The following is a 15,958-nucleotide window of genomic DNA, read 5'->3' as shown; positions in this document are numbered from 1 at the left end:
CCGCATCTTGCGGTTTAGTACAGCATTTGCAGATGCAGTGGGGGCCCGGCGGGTGCTGGCCACCGCACGGCAGCCGGCCCGGCGGCCCACCGGCTAGCTCGGGTGGCTAGTCCCAGCGCTCCTCCGCCCGGCCCTCCGACCACAGGGTGTGGAAGGTGCCCTCCATGCCCACGCGCTTGTAGGTGTGCGAGCCGAAGAAGTCGCGCTGCGCCTGGATCAGGTTGGCGGACAGGCGGGGCGCCCGCACGGCGTCGTAGTACGCCAGCGACGACGTGAACGCCGGCACCGGGATGCCCGCCGCCAGCGCGGTGGTGAGCAGGCGGCGCCACGCGGGCACGGCGGCGGAGATCTCGCGGGTGAAGAACTCGTCGGCGAGGAGGAGGGGCAACGCCGAGTCTCGGGTGTAGGCCTCGGTGATGCGGTCGAGGAAGCGGGCACGGATGATGCAGCCGGCGCGCCAGATCTTGGCGAGCGCCCCGAGCTGGACATCCCACCCGTACTCGTCGGAGGCGGCGCGGATCAGCTCGAAGCCCTGCGAGTAGGCCACCATCTTGGAGGCGTACAGGGCGAGGCGGACGTCCTCGATGAACGCGGCGCGGTCTTCGGGCGCCACCGCTCCCGCCAAATCCGCCGCGTGCCCGGGCAGCGCCGCCTGCGCCGCTTCGCGTTGCGCCACCGATGCCGACAGCGAGCGCGCGAACGTCGCCTCCGCGATCCCGGTGACGGGGATGCCGAGCCCGGCGGCGGTCTGCACGGTCCAGGCGCCGGTGCCCTTCTGCGAGGCGCGGTCGAGGACGACGTCGACGAACGGCCGGCCCGTCTTCGGGTCCGCGTGCCGCAGCACTTCGGCGGTGACGTCGATGAGGTAGGACTCGAGGTCGCCGGTGTTCCATTCGGCGAAGACCTCGCCGATTTCGGGGGCGCTCAGGCCGAGCGCACTCATGATTTGGTAGGCCTCGGCGATAAGCTGCATGTCGGCGTATTCGATGCCGTTGTGGACCATCTTGACGAAGTGGCCGGCGCCATCGGGGCCGATGTAGGTGCAGCACGGCTCGCCGTCGGCCTTGGCGGCGATAGTTTCGAACATGGGGCCGAGCCGGTCGTAGCTGGCGCGCGTGCCGCCGGGCATGATCGCCGGGCCGAGAAGCGCGCCCTCTTCGCCGCCGGAGACGCCCGCGCCTACGAAGTGCAACCCGCGCTCGGCGAGGGATGCTTCACGACGCCGGGTGTCCATGTACTGGGAGTTGCCACAGTCGACAATGATGTCGCCTTCGTCCATTTCGGCCGCGAGCTGCTCGATGACGGCGTCGGTGGCGGGGCCGGCCTGGACCATGATGATGGCGACGCGCGGAGTGGACAGGCTGGCGACGAAATCCTTGATCGTTTCGGCGGGGAAGAACTGGCCCTCGGTGCCGTGATCGGCGATGAGGCGTTCGGTGCGGCCGATGGAGCGGTTGTGGACGGCGACCTTGAAACCGTTGCGCGCGAGGTTGCGGGCGAGGTTGGCGCCCATGACGCCGAGGCCGGTCACGCCGATGTCTGCGATGGCGGGGGTAGGGGTGGGAAAGCTCATGATTCTCCTTGGTAGGTCTACGGCTCTAACTTACCGCGCGTGCAAAAGTTTCGGTGTGTCGAAAGGTTTCCTGGTACGCGGTGGAGGCGTGGTGCCACATAAGTGCGGGCGCTGGGCGATTTACGCAAGGCTTTCTCTGGGAGCTTTGAAATCGAGATTTAGATAGGTTAGGTTTACCTAAGTCAAATAAGTAACGGAAACGTTTCGTAATGACCCCATCCGACGCGCCGGACCCCGGCGCCACACCCAAAGGAGAAACCCGTGCACCTTCCCAAGGTCATGAAGCTCGCAGCTCTCACCGCCGCGAGCGCCCTTGCCCTGAGCGCATGCTCGTCGTCGCCGGCGGCGGAGAAGACCACCGAGACCACGGCCCCGGAAACCACCGCCAGCGAAGAGGCCAGCGCCGAGGCCACCTTCCCTCGCACCATCACCCACGCGCAGGGCGAGACCACCATTGAGGCGATGCCCGAGAAGATCGTTGTACTTGACATGGCCGTGCTCGACACGATCGACGCTATCGGCGCCGGCGACCGCGTGGTCGGCACCGTCACCAAGTCCGTGCCCACGTGGCTCAAGGACGACGACGGCATCGACTACTCCCAGCTGACCTCCGTGGGCAACCTCAAAGAGCCCGACATGGAGGCCATCGCCAAACTCCAGCCGGACCTGGTGATTGTGGGCGGGCGGTCGTCGTCGTTCTACGAGGAGTTCTCCAAGACGTTCACGACGATCGACGCCACGCACTCGTGGGATACCGAGGATTACTCGACCACCGTGCCCGATAACGTGAAGATGGTGGCGCAGGCCGTGGGCGCCGACGCCAAGGGCATGGAGGCCGCCGACTCGATCACCGCGAAGATCGCCCAGTACACGGACATGGCGAAGGACAAGGGCAACGCGCTGGTCATCATGACGAACGCCGGCGAGATCTCGCTACACGATCGCGGCTCGCGCTGGGCCCCGATCTGGGACGTGTTCGGCTTCGGCCAGGCGTACGAGAAGCCTGAGGCTGACGAGGGCCACAAGGGTGACAAGGTCTCCTTCGAGACCGTCAAGGAGATCAACCCCGACTGGATCTTCGTGGTCGACCGCGACGCCGCCGTGGGCAAGGCCGAGGCCGGCGACACGGCCGAGCAGGTCCTCGACAACGAGCTCGTCAACTCCACCACCGCCGCGAAGGAAGGCCACATCGTCTACCTGAGCCCCGAGCGCTGGTACATCGTCATGACCGGTGCCACCAACTTCCCGGCCATGCTTGACGAAGTCGCCGATGCGATCAAGTAGCACGACGACGACGGGGGCGTCCGCGGCCGAAGCAGCCGCGGACGCCCCCGGGCAGGGCGCTAAGTCTCATCAGCAGGACGCCCGTTACCGGCGCCCACTCCAACCCCTCAAGCTGGAGGAATCCCGCGGCTGCCGCCACTCCGAATGCGGGGAATCTGCCACCTGTCGTCGCTCCGCGCGCCGGGGCCACTTCCTACGTTCGATGGGGGCGCTGGCCGGCCTCGTCGTCGTGCTCGGAGTCGTCTCCACGCTAATAGGCGGGGCGAACATGTCGATCGGCGCGATCCTCACCGGTTCCGCCTCCGCCGACGACCTGCAAATCCTCTTCGGCTCCCGCCTCCCGCGCACGCTCGCCGTCATCCTCGCCGGCGCCGCGATGGCCGTGGCCGGCCTCGTCATGCAGCTGCTAGTGCGCAACCGGTTCGTCGAGCCATCCACCACCGGCGTCACCGAATCCGCCGGCCTCGGCATCCTCGTCGCCACCCTCTTCCTCCCCACCCTCTCGCTCCCCGGCAAGATGCTCATCGCGTGCGCATTCGCGCTCGCCGGCACCGCCCTGCTGACCCTCATCCTGCGCAGCCTCAACCACCGCGACATCATCATCGTCCCCCTCGTCGGCCTCATTCTCTCCGGCGTCATCGGCTCGGCCTCCATGTTCCTCGCCTGGGAATTCCAACTCCAAGGCACCCTCAACGCCTGGATGACCGGCGACTTTTCCGGCATCATCCGCGGCCGCTACGAACTCCTCTGGATCGTCGCCGCCGTCGCCGCCCTCGCCTACCTCTTCGCTGACCGCTTCACCATCGCCGGCCTCGGTGAAGACCTCGCCCGCAACCTCGGCCTCAACTTCGCCGCCGTCCAAACCGTGGGCCTCACCATCGTCGCCATTGTCACCGGCATCACCACCGTGGTCGCCGGGCCGCTGCCCTTCCTCGGACTTGTGGTGCCCAACCTCGTCTCCATCCTCCACGGCGACGACATCCGCCGCTCCCTTCCCCTCGTCGCCCTCATGGGCTCCACATTCGTACTCATCGCCGACATCATCGGCCGCGTCCTCATCGCCCCCGCCGAAGTCCCCGTCGGCGTCGTCATGGGCATCCTCGGCGCCGGAATCTTCCTCACTATCCTGATCCGGAGGGTAAAATAGTGACCATCCGTATTCACGACGCGCGGGCCGCCGCGCCCGCCTCCGCCTCGGCTCCTGCGCCCGCTGCTACCGCCTGGGAAGTCGGGCAGGCGCCCGTCGTCCGAGCCCACGGGGCTGAGCCCGCGACCGGCGTCGTGAACCTACCCACTATCGAAAGCATCCTGCACGCCCGCCGCACCCAAACCCGCAGGCGGCTCGCACTCATCGCGCTACTTGCGCTCGCCGCCTGCGCCCTCTTCCTCCTCTACGACGCCCTCGACGCCTGGGCCATCATCGGCAAACTGCGAGCGACGCGGCTGGGGGCGCTCGTCGTCGTCGCCGTCTCGCTCACCACCGCGACCGCCGTCTTCCAAGCCGTCACCCGCAACCGGATCCTTTCCCCCTCGGTCATGGGCTTTGACTCCATGTTCCAACTCATGGCCACCGCCTCCATCTTCTTCTTCGGCTCGGCGCGCGTAAGCGCCGTGCCCAACGCGGTCATGTTCCTCATCAACACGGTCCTCATGACAGGCCTCGCCGTGTCCATGTTCTTGACGGTCCTGCGCGGGCGGCGCTCGAACGTCTATCTACTCGTACTCGTCGGGATCGTCGTGGGAACCTTCCTGCGTTCCATCACCTCACTGCTCTCTACTGTGATGGATCCCGGCGAGTACCTCACTGTCGCCGACGTCGGCACCGCGTCCTTCGCCGTCGTCAACACCGAATCCCTGGGGATCTCCGTGATCGTGGCCGTTGCGGCGATCGCCTACATCGTGGCGCGCAGTCGCGTGTGGGACATCCTCTCGCTCGGGCCGGAGGTCGCCATCGCGCTGGGGCTCGACTACCGGCGGGAGGCGAAACTGGCGCTGACGGCGTCGTCACTGCTGGTAGCCTGCGCGACCGCGCTGGTGGGGCCGCTCATGTTCTTCGGGCTGCTCGTGGTGAACATTGCCCACTATGTTGGCACGTCCACCCGGCTGCGGGAGCTGATCGGGGTGTCCGCGGGGGTCGGCGTGGTGGTGCTCGTAGGCGGGCAGGCTCTTTTGGAACACGTGCTACACCAGGCCACGATCCTGCCCGTAGTGCTTGAACTGGTGGGTGGGCTGTTGCTGCTCGCGATGATTGTGAAGGGAACGCGCCGATGATCGAACTGACCAATGTGACCATGGCCTACGACGCCGACCCCGTCGTCCGCGACGTCACCCTCACCCTGCCCGACTCCGGCGTGACTGCGCTGATCGGCCCGAACGGGGCGGGCAAGTCCACGCTTCTGTCCGGGATCGGGCGGCTACACCCGCTCATCGGCGGCTCGGTGCGGATCGACGGGCGCGAACTGGGTGAATGGGACACCGACGCGCTGGCCCGCACGATTGCGATCTTGCGGCAGGAGAACCACCTGGCCATCCGGCTCACCGTGGCCGAACTCGTCATGCTCGGACGGCACCCCCACTCCAAGGGCCGGCGCACCCGCGAAGACTACGCGCACGTGGCCGACGCCCTCCAATGCGTGAACATGCGCGACCTTGCCGACCGCTTCATCGACGAACTCTCCGGCGGGCAGCGCCAACGCGCCTTCATCGCCATGGCCCTCGCGCAGGATACCAAATACTTGTTGTTGGATGAGCCGCTCTCCGCCCTGGACATGCGCCACGGCCGTGACATGATGCGGCACCTGAAGGGCGTGTGCGCCGAGCGCGGGATCTCCGTGGTCATCGTTATCCACGACGTCAACACCGCCGCCGCCTACGCCGACCGCATGGTCGCCATGAAAGACGGGTATCTGGCCTGCAGCGGCACGCCCCCTGAAGTCATGCGCGAAGACGTACTGGGCGAGATCTTCGACGTCGAGGTCAACGTGGCCGAGCTGGGCGGGCGCCTGGTTGCGATGCCGGTGGCGTAGCCGCGGGCGCGGGCGGCCGCCCCTATCCTGGTTTCTCGTCACGCAAAGTGTTTTTTCGTCACTCAAATTGTCGATTTAGGTGACGAAAAAACACTTTGCGTGTGCCGAACCGGCGGGGTGCCCCGCGCTGGCGTAGGGCCAGCGCCCGCGTGTCCCTACGCCAGCGCGGCGCTCACCACGTCCTTCGCCTCGGCCTGCACCTGGGCCAGGTGCTCGGCGCCCAGGAAGGATTCGGCGTAGATCTTATACACGTCCTCCGTGCCTGACGGCCGGGCCGCAAACCACGCGTTCTTCGTGGTCACCTTCAGCCCGCCGATCGGGGCGCCGTTGCCCGGCGCCTCGACCAGCCGTGCGGTGATCTCCTCGCCCGCCAGGGTGGTCGCGGCCACGTCTGCCGGCGAAAGCGCCTTCAGTTTAGCCTTCTCCTCCTTGGTGGCCGCCGCGTCGATCCGCGCGTAGGCGGACTCGCCGTAGGCCTCGGTCAGCTCGCGGTGCAGCACCGACGGCGACTTCCCCGTCACCGCCAAGATCTCCGAGGCGAGCAGGTCAAGGATGATGCCGTCCTTGTCCGTGGTCCACACGATCCCGTTCTTGCGCAGGAACGACGCCCCCGCGGACTCCTCACCACCAAAGCCCAGCGACCCGCTGACCAGCCCCGGCACGAACCACTTGAACCCGACTGGCACTTCCACCATTGGCTTGCCCATCCCGGCAACCACGCGGTCAATCAATGACGACGACACCAGCGTCTTCCCCACACCCACCGTGGGCCCCCACTCGGGCCGGTTCTCAAACAGGTACTTGATGGCAACGGCCAGGTAGTGGTTGGGGTTCATGAGCCCCGCGTCCGGGGTGACGATCCCGTGGCGGTCGGAGTCGGCGTCGTTACCCGTGGCGATGTCGAACGGGACCGCGCCGTCCGCGCCCGGCTTCATCCGCCCAAGCAGCGAGGCCATCGCGTAGGGCGAGGAGCAGTCCATGCGGATCTTGCCGTCCCAATCCAGTGTCATGAACGGCCACGCCGGGTCGACCACCGGGTTCACCACGGTCAGATCCAGCCCGTAGCGCTCGCCGATCGCGCCCCAGTACTCGGCCGACGCCCCGCCCATCGGGTCGGCGCCAATGCGCACGCCCGCCGTGCGGATCGCCTCAAGGTTGATGATCGACTGCAGGTCGTCCACGTAGGCCGACAGGTAGTCGTGCCCGCGCGTCGTCTCCGCGTTCCGGGCCTGTTCGTACGGCACGCGCTTGACGTTCTTCCAGCCCTGCCGCAGGATCTCGTTCGCGCGCGCGGCGATTACCTCGGTGGCGTCGGTGTCAGCCGGGCCGCCGTGCGGCGGGTTGTACTTGAAGCCGCCATCGCGCGGCGGGTTGTGCGACGGCGTGATCACGATACCGTCTGCCAGCCCTGGCCCCTCGGTGCGCACGCCCGCCGCCGTGTCCGCACCATTCGCCGTGAGAATCGCCAGCGACACCGCCGGGGTGGGCGTCCAGGACCCGCGGGCGTCAAGCCGCACCTCGACGTCGTTGGCAGCCAGCACCTCAAGCGCCGTGCGCTCGGCCGGCTCGGACAGCGCGTGCGTGTCGCGGCCGATGTACAGCGGACCGTCGATCCCCTTCGACGCGCGGTACTCCACAATCGCCTGCGTGGTGGCCACGATGTGGGCTTCGTTGAAAGCGCCATCGAAGGCGGAGCCGCGATGGCCCGAGGTCCCGAACACGACCTGCTGAGCCGGGTTGTCCGGGTCCGGCTCGATGTCGTAGTAGGCGGAGATCAGGGCATCGACGTCGATGAGGTCTTCCTTTTGGGCAAGCATGCCAGCACGTTCGTTCATGCTCCTATCGTCTCACTTTTCCGCCCCACCTTCTATGGTCAAACACGACTCAACGCTGCCGCCCGGCCGGGTTTGCGCGTGGGGCATTTGAATTTCCTGGACGATTTCGGGGCGTTCTTCGTATATGAGTAGATCGCCCCGGATTCGTCCAAAACTCTTCAATCGGTCCGACGCCCCGACGACCCCCGGCCCGCGGGCGTTCGAACTCGCCAACAACCACTTTGTATCAGAGGATTGTCTGACATGCCGTGTGCTGATACGCTCGATAATGCACAATAATCGCTTCCATATGCGTGGGATCGTGCAACCCATGCGCCGGAGCGTCGGCATTTTTCAAAGGGGAAAGAAATGACAGGAATTCGGCGCCTTATCGGCGTTGGCCTGGTAACCTGCCTTTCGGTGGCAGGCTTGCTAGCTGTGCCGCCCGCGCCCGCGGCGCTTGCGGACAGGGGTCCGGTCGGGGAGATGGTCACCATTGCTAAATGGTATGATAATATCCCAGAGGGTATTAAGTATCGGATCCCGGCGCTGACCCAGACGCCCAACGGCGACCTCCTCGCCGTCTACGACATGCGCCCCAATCAGGACGCCCTGGCGAGTAACATCGGCGTCGTGAAGCGCACAGCCTCCCAGACCGCGCCGGCGATCGCGGACTCGATCGTGGAGGGCGCGGCGGTTCCGAGCTACGAAATCCCGGACAATGGGATCGGCTACGAGCTGGATGGCAAGCTGGTCGAGCCCGGCGTGTACCGGGCCCAGCCGGGCGAGCGCATCGACCTGAAGCTGCATGGCCTGGCCGAGCACGGCTACACGCTACCCGCGGACACCCCGGTCGCTTGGACACACACCTTCCTTAAGGTCACCGCCGGCCCGATCGTGGTGCACGCGGGTGAGGTGATCACGGCCACACCGGTTGACGTGGTCGGCAATGGCGGCGCGCTGAGCTTCGAGCTCGGTGATGGGGCACCGGCGTGGCTGGAGCTCTCCGACTACGGCGTGCTGACCGGCACCGCGCCCGCCGATGCGCCCGAGGGCACCGTGACATTCCCGGTCCTCGTCACCGAGCAGGTGGACGCGGAACACGCGGCCATCCCAGCGAGCATCCCGGGCACGTACACCGCGCAGGCGATGGTCACGCTGACCGTCGTGCCGGCGGGAGTCAACCCGGATGACCTTCCGCAGCTGAGCGTGGTGCTGGCGGGCAACCCGTACGACTCCACGGTGGGTGAGCCGGCCACTAGCCTCGCGCCCGACGCGGTAGATGCTACCGGCATGCCGGTAGCGTGGCCTGAGGGCACCACGTTTGCGTTGGCGGACGGCGCACCGGAGGGCGCGACCATCGACTCCGTCGGCGCGGTGACCTTCACGCCGGGCGAGGCCGACACAGGTGAGGACGTGGACATCACGGTCAACATCACCTACCCGCCGCTCACGGCCCACGCGGATTCCGAGGCGTCGTTTGTGCTGACCTTCCGGGTGGCTGAGGGCGAGTCGGGACCGGACCAGCCGGGCGTAACCTGCCAGCCTGAGAACTTCACCGGGCGGGCACCGTACGCGACCAACCGCTTTGGTGAAGCCACCGGTGATCGTCTGGCCGATCTGTGGTCGCTCGACGCCGAGGGCAAGATCCACTTCTACGAGAATGTCGGATCCGCGTTCGTCCACAAATATGTCGCGCACTGCCCGGGTGCGGAGGTCACGGCGATGACGGCGATCATGGATGCCAACGGGGATCGGCGCGCCGACCTCCTCATCCGCCACGCTGACGGCGACCTGTACTTCTACTACTCGCTCGGGCGCGGCCAGCTGGTCCAGGGGATTAAGGCTGGGCACGGCTGGAACGGGATGGACAACATCACCTACATGGGCAGGCTGGGGACGAAGGAGTACGTCGTCGCGCGGCAGGTCGCAACCGGCGACCTCTACCGCTACGACCTCACCCGCAACGGCCTGGCGAACGGCACGAAGATCGGCCACGGCTGGCAGGAGATGACCAACATCGTGGGCATCGGCCAGTTCGTCGGCGATTCGTACCCGGACGTCGTCGCCACGAGGTCGGACGGCAAGCTGTTCGTGTACGCCGGCACCAATAGGGGCGTGCTGGTGGGCAAGGGGCAGATCGGACACGGTTGGTCGAACTTCGGGATGCTCTCCTCTCCCGGGGACGTCGACGGTGGTGGCACCTTCGACCTCATTGGCATCCGCAATGACGGTACGCTGTTCCTTTACAAGAACCTGCTGGGTGGGCGCTTCGGTGGTGCTACCCAGATCGGCCACGGCTGGGGTTCGATGAAGGCAGCTAGCTAGGCGCTTGCGATCAGGGGGGGGCGAGCGTCACGCCCGGCCCCCCCTGTGCAGGTGGGATTTGAATTTCCTGGACGAATTCGGGGTGATCTTCGTATATGAGGAGAGCGGCCCGGATTCGTCCAGAATTTTACAATCGTCCCGCGGGATGCCGGCTCAACGACGCTCGGCTGACTCCGAGCCCAACGACGCCGTGGCTCGACTTTCCCGCCGGCCGGCGCCCAGCCAGCCCGGCTAGACGATGTTGCGCTTCTGCGCGATCTGCAGCGCCACCCAGCCGATCGGCACGCGGCCCCAGAAGGTGAAGAGTCGGTAGAGCACGGCGGTGGAGAACGCGATCGAGGAGGGCACGCCGGCGATCACGAGGCCACCGGTGAGGGCCGCCTCCACGGGGCCAATGCCGCCGGGGGAGGGCACCACGGAGCCCACCGAGTTGGAGATCAGGTAGGTGACGGCGAGGGTGATGATCGGCAGCTCGTAGCCGAACGACTTGAGCGCAAACCCGAAGCAGGCGATGAACGCCACCGACATGAGCACCGACCCCAGCGCGCCCAGCAGGAGCCGGGTGGGGTGGGTGAAGAGCCACACGAGGCGGGGCCACACCTGGCTGATCGTGGGCCGGATCTTCGCCATGACCCAGCGGCGCAGCTGCGGCACGCCGCCCACAATCCCGCCGACTACCACCACGATCGCGATCGCTATCTGGATCGTGCCGGACGGCAGGGAGAGGTTGCCGAAGTCACCGGTAAACAGGGACAGCATCACGAGCAGCGCGATCGTCACCACGAACTGGCCCACCTGCACCACGGACACGGTGGCGATCGCGGCGGGAGTTGCCACGTTCTTCTTTTGCAGGAAGCGCAGGTTGATGGCGGCGGGCCCGATGCCGGCGGGTGCCACGAGCGTGATGACCGACGCCGCCACCTGCACCAGCAGCGCCTCACGGTAGGGCACGGCTTCCTTCGAGAACGCCACGAGCGTGAGCGCCACGCCCGCATACGTGCCGAGCCCGAAGAGGAACGCCACCACCATCCACCACGGGTTGGCGCCGAGGATGGCGGTGCGCAGGTCGTCGAAGTTGAGCGAGCCAAACAGGATGATGAGCGCGATGACGCCGATTGCCACCGTGGCGATCGTCTTGAGGGAGAACCGCTTATACTCCACGGTTTGCAGGTTGGAGGCCTCGGGCACTTCGGCGGCGAGGGCGTCGCGCAGCGCCTGCAGTTCCTTCTTTTCCAGGGCGTCGCGCGTGGCCTGCGGGAGGATGGGGGTCTGGAGGAAGGGCGCGATGGAGGCGACGGTCGTCGTGGTCAGGTTCCGGTTCGCCGACGCCACGGCCCGCTCCACGCCGACGACGCCGGCCAGCATCGCCACCGTCTGCGCGAGGTCGACCTGCCGGGCCGTGTCCGTGGAAAGTACGGCGGCGTGCTGCCAGTTCGCCACGTGGAGGCCGGCCGGGGTGATCTTGACGTACTTGGCGTGCATGTTGCCGTGCGACATGCCGTGGCGGTGGGCGCGGGTGAGTTCGTCCCACAGGTGGTCGAGGTCGTCGTCGGAAAGCGCGCCGGGATCGGCGTCGATCAGTAGCGGGTCCTCGGTGGCGAGCTCGGCCACGAGGATCGAGGAGTCGAGGCGGGCGATCGTGGCGCAGGCCGGCTCGGCCACCCCAATCTGCTCGGCCCGCATCTGCACCAGCAGCATCTGTTCGGCGGTGGCCTCGAGCGTGCGGCGGGTTTGGCGGATGACGGTGCGCAGGGAGATTCGCGCCCACACGTCGTCCAGGAAGGACAGGATCTGGCGGTCGTTGTCGAGCACCTTGAGGTGGAAGGCCCGCCCGTGAATGTCGGTTGCAATGTAGTTGCGCGACACCGCCGACGGCCGAGTGGCCGGGTAGCGCGCCATGGTCTCGTCGCGGAGGGCGTAGGAGTCGACGTCGGTGAGCTCACGTTCGTCGCTGGGGCGAGTGAGGTTGTCGATCTCGTCGATGAGGTTGGCGGTGTCGGTATCGGGCACGTTGTCGGCGGGGTCGAGGATCTTGCGGATCTGCTCGAGCGCCGCAAGGTTCGTGTGCCCGATGGGGGAGGAGGTGGTGACGTCGGTGGCGTGCAGCATCTCGTCGCCAGTCAGGGAGTCGATGCGGACGGCGGTCACGACGTCGATCCCCGCCCTGCGTATCAACGCTACGAAGCGCGCGCCGGTGGTGCGGTCCGGCGCGCCGCCAACAATGTAGCGGGTGAGTAGGCCGGACAGCCCGCCGATGAGGACGGTGAAGAGCGCGCCGGAAAGATTCTGGTTGCCGCGCAGGATCGACAGGACGAGCGCGATGCCGAGTAGCCACCAGCCCACGCGCGTGATCCAGGATCCCTTCGACGATCCGGACACGGTGAGGAGCGTGGCGAGAAGCGCCACGTAGGGCAGGGCCGCGATGAGCGACTGGTCCTGGATCGAGTCTGAGACCTGGTCAAACAGGTCCGAGTTCGGCCACCACTTCGTGCCCAGCCACACCACGAGCGCCGACATCCCCACGGCCGCCGCCGACCCGACGAAAGCCGTGGCGAGGGCGCGCCAGCGTTTGCGAATCACCATCTCGCCCAGGATGAGGATCGGAAGGAAGAAGGACATGAGGCCCTCGAGGGCGTTGATCGGCAGGGCCAGGATCGTCTCGAGGATGCCGGAGGTGGCCTGCCGCACGTCCTGAGTGACCGCGATCGTGGTGGACTTGGCGTAGACCGACACCAGGATGACGAACGCGATCCCCACCACGCACAGCGCGGCGCCGAATAGGTCGGCGGGGTTGCGCACCCAGCGCTGCTGGGAGTCGATCAGGACCACCTCCCGCTCGGGGGTTTGATCCCTCGCGGCGCGGCTATCTGAATCATGGCGGGGTTTCACATGCCCGATCCTACTCACCCGCGGGGCGTTGACTCCACTTTGCCGGCCCGCGGGCGGGGTCACGGGGGCGCGGCCGTCAAAAATCAGGACTCTGAGAGTTTTCGTTGCCGAAATCGGGCGTTTTGCTCTCAGAGTCCTGACGTTTGACGGAGATTGCTAGGCATTGCGCAGGCGCAGCGAGTTCCCGACCACAATCACCGACGAGCTCGCCATCGCGAACGCCGCGATCCCCGGCACGATCACACCGAATACGGCCAGCGGGATCGCGATGAGGTTGTAGGCGAAGGCCCAGGCCAGGTTCTCCTTGATGATCTGCAGGGTGCGGGCCGAGACCCGCAGCGAGTTCGGGATAGCGCGGATGTCGGAGTTGACGATCGTGATGTCGGCGGCGGCCTTGGCCACGTCGGTGCCGGAGCCCATTGCGATCGACAGGTCGGCGCCGGCGAGGGCCGCGGCGTCGTTGACCCCGTCGCCCACCATCGCCACCTTCTTCCCCGCGGCCTGCAGCTCTTTGAGCACCTCGAGCTTCTGCTCGGGCAAGACGTCGGCGCGCACATCCTCGATGCCGAGCTCGGCGGCCACGGTGGTGGCTGCCGGGGCGTTATCGCCGGTGACGAGCACTGGGGTGAGGCCCCGATCGCGCAGGGCGGCGAGAGTGTCGGCGGCCTCGGGGCGGACCGTGTCGCGCACGGCGATCAGCCCCAGTGCGGTGTTGCCCCTGGTCACGACGACGACGCTCGCGCCCTCGCGCGCGAGGTCCTCGGCACGCTCGGCCAGATCCGAGGGGACGTTGGCCGCAAGCCAGGTGAGGCGGCCGGCGGCGACCCTCTCGCCGCCGGCCGTACCCGCCACGCCCATCCCCGCATGGTTGGCAAAGTCAGAAACAGGGGCGGGTGTAATGCCGCGCTCGCGAGCCGACCGCACAATTGCCTGGGCGATCGGGTGCTCGGAGTGGGACTCCAGCCCGGCGGCAAACGCCAGGACGGCGTCTGCCGCCCGCGTGCCAGCCGTGCCGCTATCGGCGCCCGAGGCTGCCGACTCGGCGTCTGCAGCGTCGGCGCCGGTGCCAATACGCCCAAACCCGGCTCCAGCCGCGGCCTCAACCTCGCTGACCGACATGACGCCGCTGGTCAGGGTCCCGGTTTTGTCGAGCATGATGGTGTCCACGGCGTGGGCGCCCTCGAGCACCTCGGGGCCGCGGATGAGCGCGCCCAGGCGGGAGAGCCGACCCGAGCCGACCAGCAGGGCCGTAGGAGTTGCGAGCCCCAGCGCGCACGGGCACGCCACCACCAGCACGGTGATCGCGGAGGCCAGTGCCATCTCGGCGTTATCGGTAAACATCCGCACGCCGAACGTCGCCAGCGCGATGAGGATCACCACGGGCACGAACACGGCCGATATCTGGTCGGCGATGCGCTGCACGGGCGCCTTGCCCGTCTGGGCCTCGGCGAGGAGACGGCCCATCTGGGCCAGGGTCGTGTCCTTGCCCACGCGCGTGGCGCGCACCTCGATCGACCCGTGCGTGTTGAGCGTGGCGCCGGTGACCTCGTCGCCCTCGCCCACGTCCACCGGCAACGATTCGCCGGTCACGAGCGAAGCGTCAATTGACGACGAACCGGCCACGATCACCCCGTCCGTGGCCACGGTCTGTCCGGGCCGCACCCGGAAAACATCTCCCACGCGAAGCTGCGCCACGGGGACAACCTGCTCCACGGTGTCGTCGGAACCGGCCCTCCGAACAAGGAGCGCCTCGGACGCGCCGAGCTCGAGGAGGGAGCGCAGGGCGTCACCGGCACTGCGGCGCGAGCGGGCCTCCAGCCAGCGGCCGATGAGCAGGAACGTGACGATCATCGCGCTGGTCTCGAAGTAGAGGTGCGGCTCGGCGGCATGCCCCAGGCCGTGGACGCCGGTCATGTGCATCGTGTAGCCGATGCGCCCGGCGCCGCCCAGGGTCAGCGCCCACAGGGACCAGCCCATCGACGCCAGCACACCCAGCGAGACCAGCGTGTCCATGGTGGAGGACCCGTACCGGGCCGCGCGGAACGCCGCCCGATGGAACGGCCACCCGCACCAGAACGCCACCACCAGCGACACCGCGCCGATCACCCACTGCCAGCCCGGGAACTGCAAGGCCGGGACCATCGACAGGCCTACCACCGGCACCGACAACACAGCAGAAACGACGAAGCGCCGCCACAGGTCCGCCACCCGCGCCTGGGCGGACGCCTCCGCGGCAGCCTCGGCGGCCTGGATCATGTCCGCGTCGGGGGCGTCGCCCGTGCGGCTGATCACCGAGGCGTCGTAGCCGGCCTTGACCACGGTGCCCACGAGCTCCTCGTTGGACAGCTCCGCGGCCGAGTCATCCAGCTCGATGTGAGCGCGCTCGGTGGCGAGGTTAACTACCGCCGTCACCCCGGGGACCTTGTTCAGCTTCTTTTCAACGCGCGCCACGCAGGAAGCGCAGGTCATCCCGCGGACGGCGAGGTCAACTTCGATCATGAGCGGACGATCTCGACGACGCTGTAGTTACCCGCCTCATCGACAGCGCCGCGCAGGGCCTCATCCGACACCTCGGCCGACGTGGTCACGCGGACCTCGGACGTGCCCTTCGGATCCAGGGTGACATCCACGGCATCCACGCCGGGCAGCTCCATGAGCTCCTCGGTCACGTGGGCGACGCAGTGATTGCAGGTCATTCCGTTGACCTTGACAGTGGTGGACATGGCAAGCCTTTCGCTCGGTTTTCGTTGGTATCTGGGCCAACGACGCCGCCTGCCGATTTATTCCTGCCCCGCCCGGTTCACCGGATTATCGGCGCTTTGGACAGAGCCTCGGGTGTCATGGCCGACAGAAGTCGTGAACATACCGGCTGACTATTGCGATCGGGCCCTGGTCGGTCTCAGGTTCACGAGTTGTGTCGGGGGTAGCCGGTGCCGGGCGGAAACTGGGGTGTTGGCACGTATTATCGGCGTCCGGCTCAGTGGGTTAGCGGCCCGGCCCACGTTATCGGCGCGCGCCTCGCCGGCTCACCCCATCGGGCATGC

10 protein-coding genes are annotated in these 15,958 nt (G+C 67.3%); 5 read left to right on the top strand and 5 right to left on the bottom strand.

Translation table 11 applies throughout. The features are described 5' to 3' along the window. Positions 1–106: 106 nt before the first annotated feature. Complete coding sequence (gene gndA / locus HMPREF3174_RS05425) at positions 107–1,573, bottom strand: NADP-dependent phosphogluconate dehydrogenase (protein ID WP_070448166.1); 1,467 nt, start codon at positions 1,571–1,573, stop codon at positions 107–109. A 261-nt stretch (positions 1,574–1,834) separates the two neighbouring features. Here gndA and HMPREF3174_RS05420 point away from each other — a divergent pair, with 261 nt between their 5' ends. The 4 genes from HMPREF3174_RS05420 to HMPREF3174_RS05405 all read left to right on the top strand — a co-directional run bounded on the left by HMPREF3174_RS05420 (position 1,835) and on the right by HMPREF3174_RS05405 (position 5,883). Further along, positions 1,835–2,857, top strand: coding sequence for a siderophore ABC transporter substrate-binding protein (locus tag HMPREF3174_RS05420; protein ID WP_244899261.1), 1,023 nt, complete (start codon positions 1,835–1,837; stop codon positions 2,855–2,857). 202 nt (positions 2,858–3,059) lie between these two features. Further along, positions 3,060–4,004, top strand: coding sequence for an ABC transporter permease (locus HMPREF3174_RS05415; RefSeq protein ID WP_062614181.1), 945 nt, complete (start codon positions 3,060–3,062; stop codon positions 4,002–4,004). Further along, positions 4,004–5,128 carry an iron chelate uptake ABC transporter family permease subunit gene (locus tag HMPREF3174_RS05410; RefSeq protein WP_236698699.1) on the top strand — a complete coding sequence of 375 codons (1,125 nt, stop codon included), beginning with the start codon at positions 4,004–4,006 and terminating at the stop codon, positions 5,126–5,128. The genes HMPREF3174_RS05415 and HMPREF3174_RS05410 overlap by 1 nt, the downstream gene beginning before the upstream one ends. Beyond that, positions 5,125–5,883, top strand: coding sequence for an iron ABC transporter ATP-binding protein (locus HMPREF3174_RS05405; protein ID WP_062614180.1), 759 nt, complete (start codon positions 5,125–5,127; stop codon positions 5,881–5,883). Before HMPREF3174_RS05410 ends, HMPREF3174_RS05405 begins: the two co-directional genes overlap by 4 nt. A gap of 155 nt (positions 5,884–6,038) precedes the next feature. On the opposite strand, the gene pgm is transcribed toward HMPREF3174_RS05405, so the two are convergent. Next, positions 6,039–7,718, bottom strand: a complete 1,680-nt coding sequence (pgm, locus tag HMPREF3174_RS05400) for a phosphoglucomutase (alpha-D-glucose-1,6-bisphosphate-dependent) (RefSeq protein ID WP_062614179.1) — start codon at positions 7,716–7,718, stop codon at positions 6,039–6,041. A gap of 348 nt (positions 7,719–8,066) precedes the next feature. On the opposite strand from pgm, the gene HMPREF3174_RS05395 reads away from it, so the two are divergent. Next, positions 8,067–10,025 (top strand): Rib/alpha-like domain-containing protein, encoded by a 1,959-nt coding sequence (locus HMPREF3174_RS05395; RefSeq protein ID WP_148132177.1) that lies wholly within the window; start codon positions 8,067–8,069, stop codon positions 10,023–10,025. Between the two features lie 231 nt (positions 10,026–10,256). Here the strand turns inward: HMPREF3174_RS05395 and HMPREF3174_RS05390 are convergent, their stop codons facing one another. The 3 genes from HMPREF3174_RS05390 to HMPREF3174_RS05380 form a co-directional block, all read right to left on the bottom strand. Then, positions 10,257–12,914 carry a lysylphosphatidylglycerol synthase transmembrane domain-containing protein gene (locus HMPREF3174_RS05390; RefSeq protein WP_070448164.1) on the bottom strand — a complete coding sequence of 886 codons (2,658 nt, stop codon included), beginning with the start codon at positions 12,912–12,914 and terminating at the stop codon, positions 10,257–10,259. Positions 12,915–13,070: 156 nt separating this feature from the next. Beyond that, the gene (locus tag HMPREF3174_RS05385) at positions 13,071–15,413 is read right to left on the bottom strand and encodes a heavy metal translocating P-type ATPase (protein ID WP_068538870.1); all 2,343 of its coding nucleotides are present in this window, start codon (positions 15,411–15,413) and stop codon (positions 13,071–13,073) included. After that, a complete protein-coding gene (locus tag HMPREF3174_RS05380) occupies positions 15,410–15,637 on the bottom strand; it encodes a heavy-metal-associated domain-containing protein (protein WP_062614175.1) in 228 nt (75 codons plus the stop codon). The genes HMPREF3174_RS05385 and HMPREF3174_RS05380 overlap by 4 nt, the downstream gene beginning before the upstream one ends. Between the last annotated feature and the right edge of the window lie 321 nt (positions 15,638–15,958).

The sequence above is a fragment of the Trueperella sp. HMSC08H06 genome (genome assembly GCF_001808465.1).
GTDB classification, from domain to species: Bacteria; Actinomycetota; Actinomycetes; order Actinomycetales; family Actinomycetaceae; genus Trueperella; species Trueperella bernardiae.
Note: the sequence above shows the minus strand (reverse complement) of the source record. Positions and strands in the feature narration are given on the sequence as shown.

Coding starts and splice junctions, on each gene's coding strand:
- HMPREF3174_RS05415 (WP_062614181.1), top strand. CDS start 3,060: ATGGGGGCGCTGGCCGGCCTCGTCGTCGTGCTCGGAGTCGTCTCCACG.
- HMPREF3174_RS05380 (WP_062614175.1), bottom strand. CDS start 15,637: ATGTCCACCACTGTCAAGGTCAACGGAATGACCTGCAATCACTGCGTC.
- gndA (WP_070448166.1), bottom strand. CDS start 1,573: ATGAGCTTTCCCACCCCTACCCCCGCCATCGCAGACATCGGCGTGACC.
- HMPREF3174_RS05395 (WP_148132177.1), top strand. CDS start 8,067: ATGACAGGAATTCGGCGCCTTATCGGCGTTGGCCTGGTAACCTGCCTT.
- HMPREF3174_RS05405 (WP_062614180.1), top strand. CDS start 5,125: ATGATCGAACTGACCAATGTGACCATGGCCTACGACGCCGACCCCGTC.
- HMPREF3174_RS05385 (WP_068538870.1), bottom strand. CDS start 15,413: ATGATCGAAGTTGACCTCGCCGTCCGCGGGATGACCTGCGCTTCCTGC.
- pgm (WP_062614179.1), bottom strand. CDS start 7,718: ATGAACGAACGTGCTGGCATGCTTGCCCAAAAGGAAGACCTCATCGAC.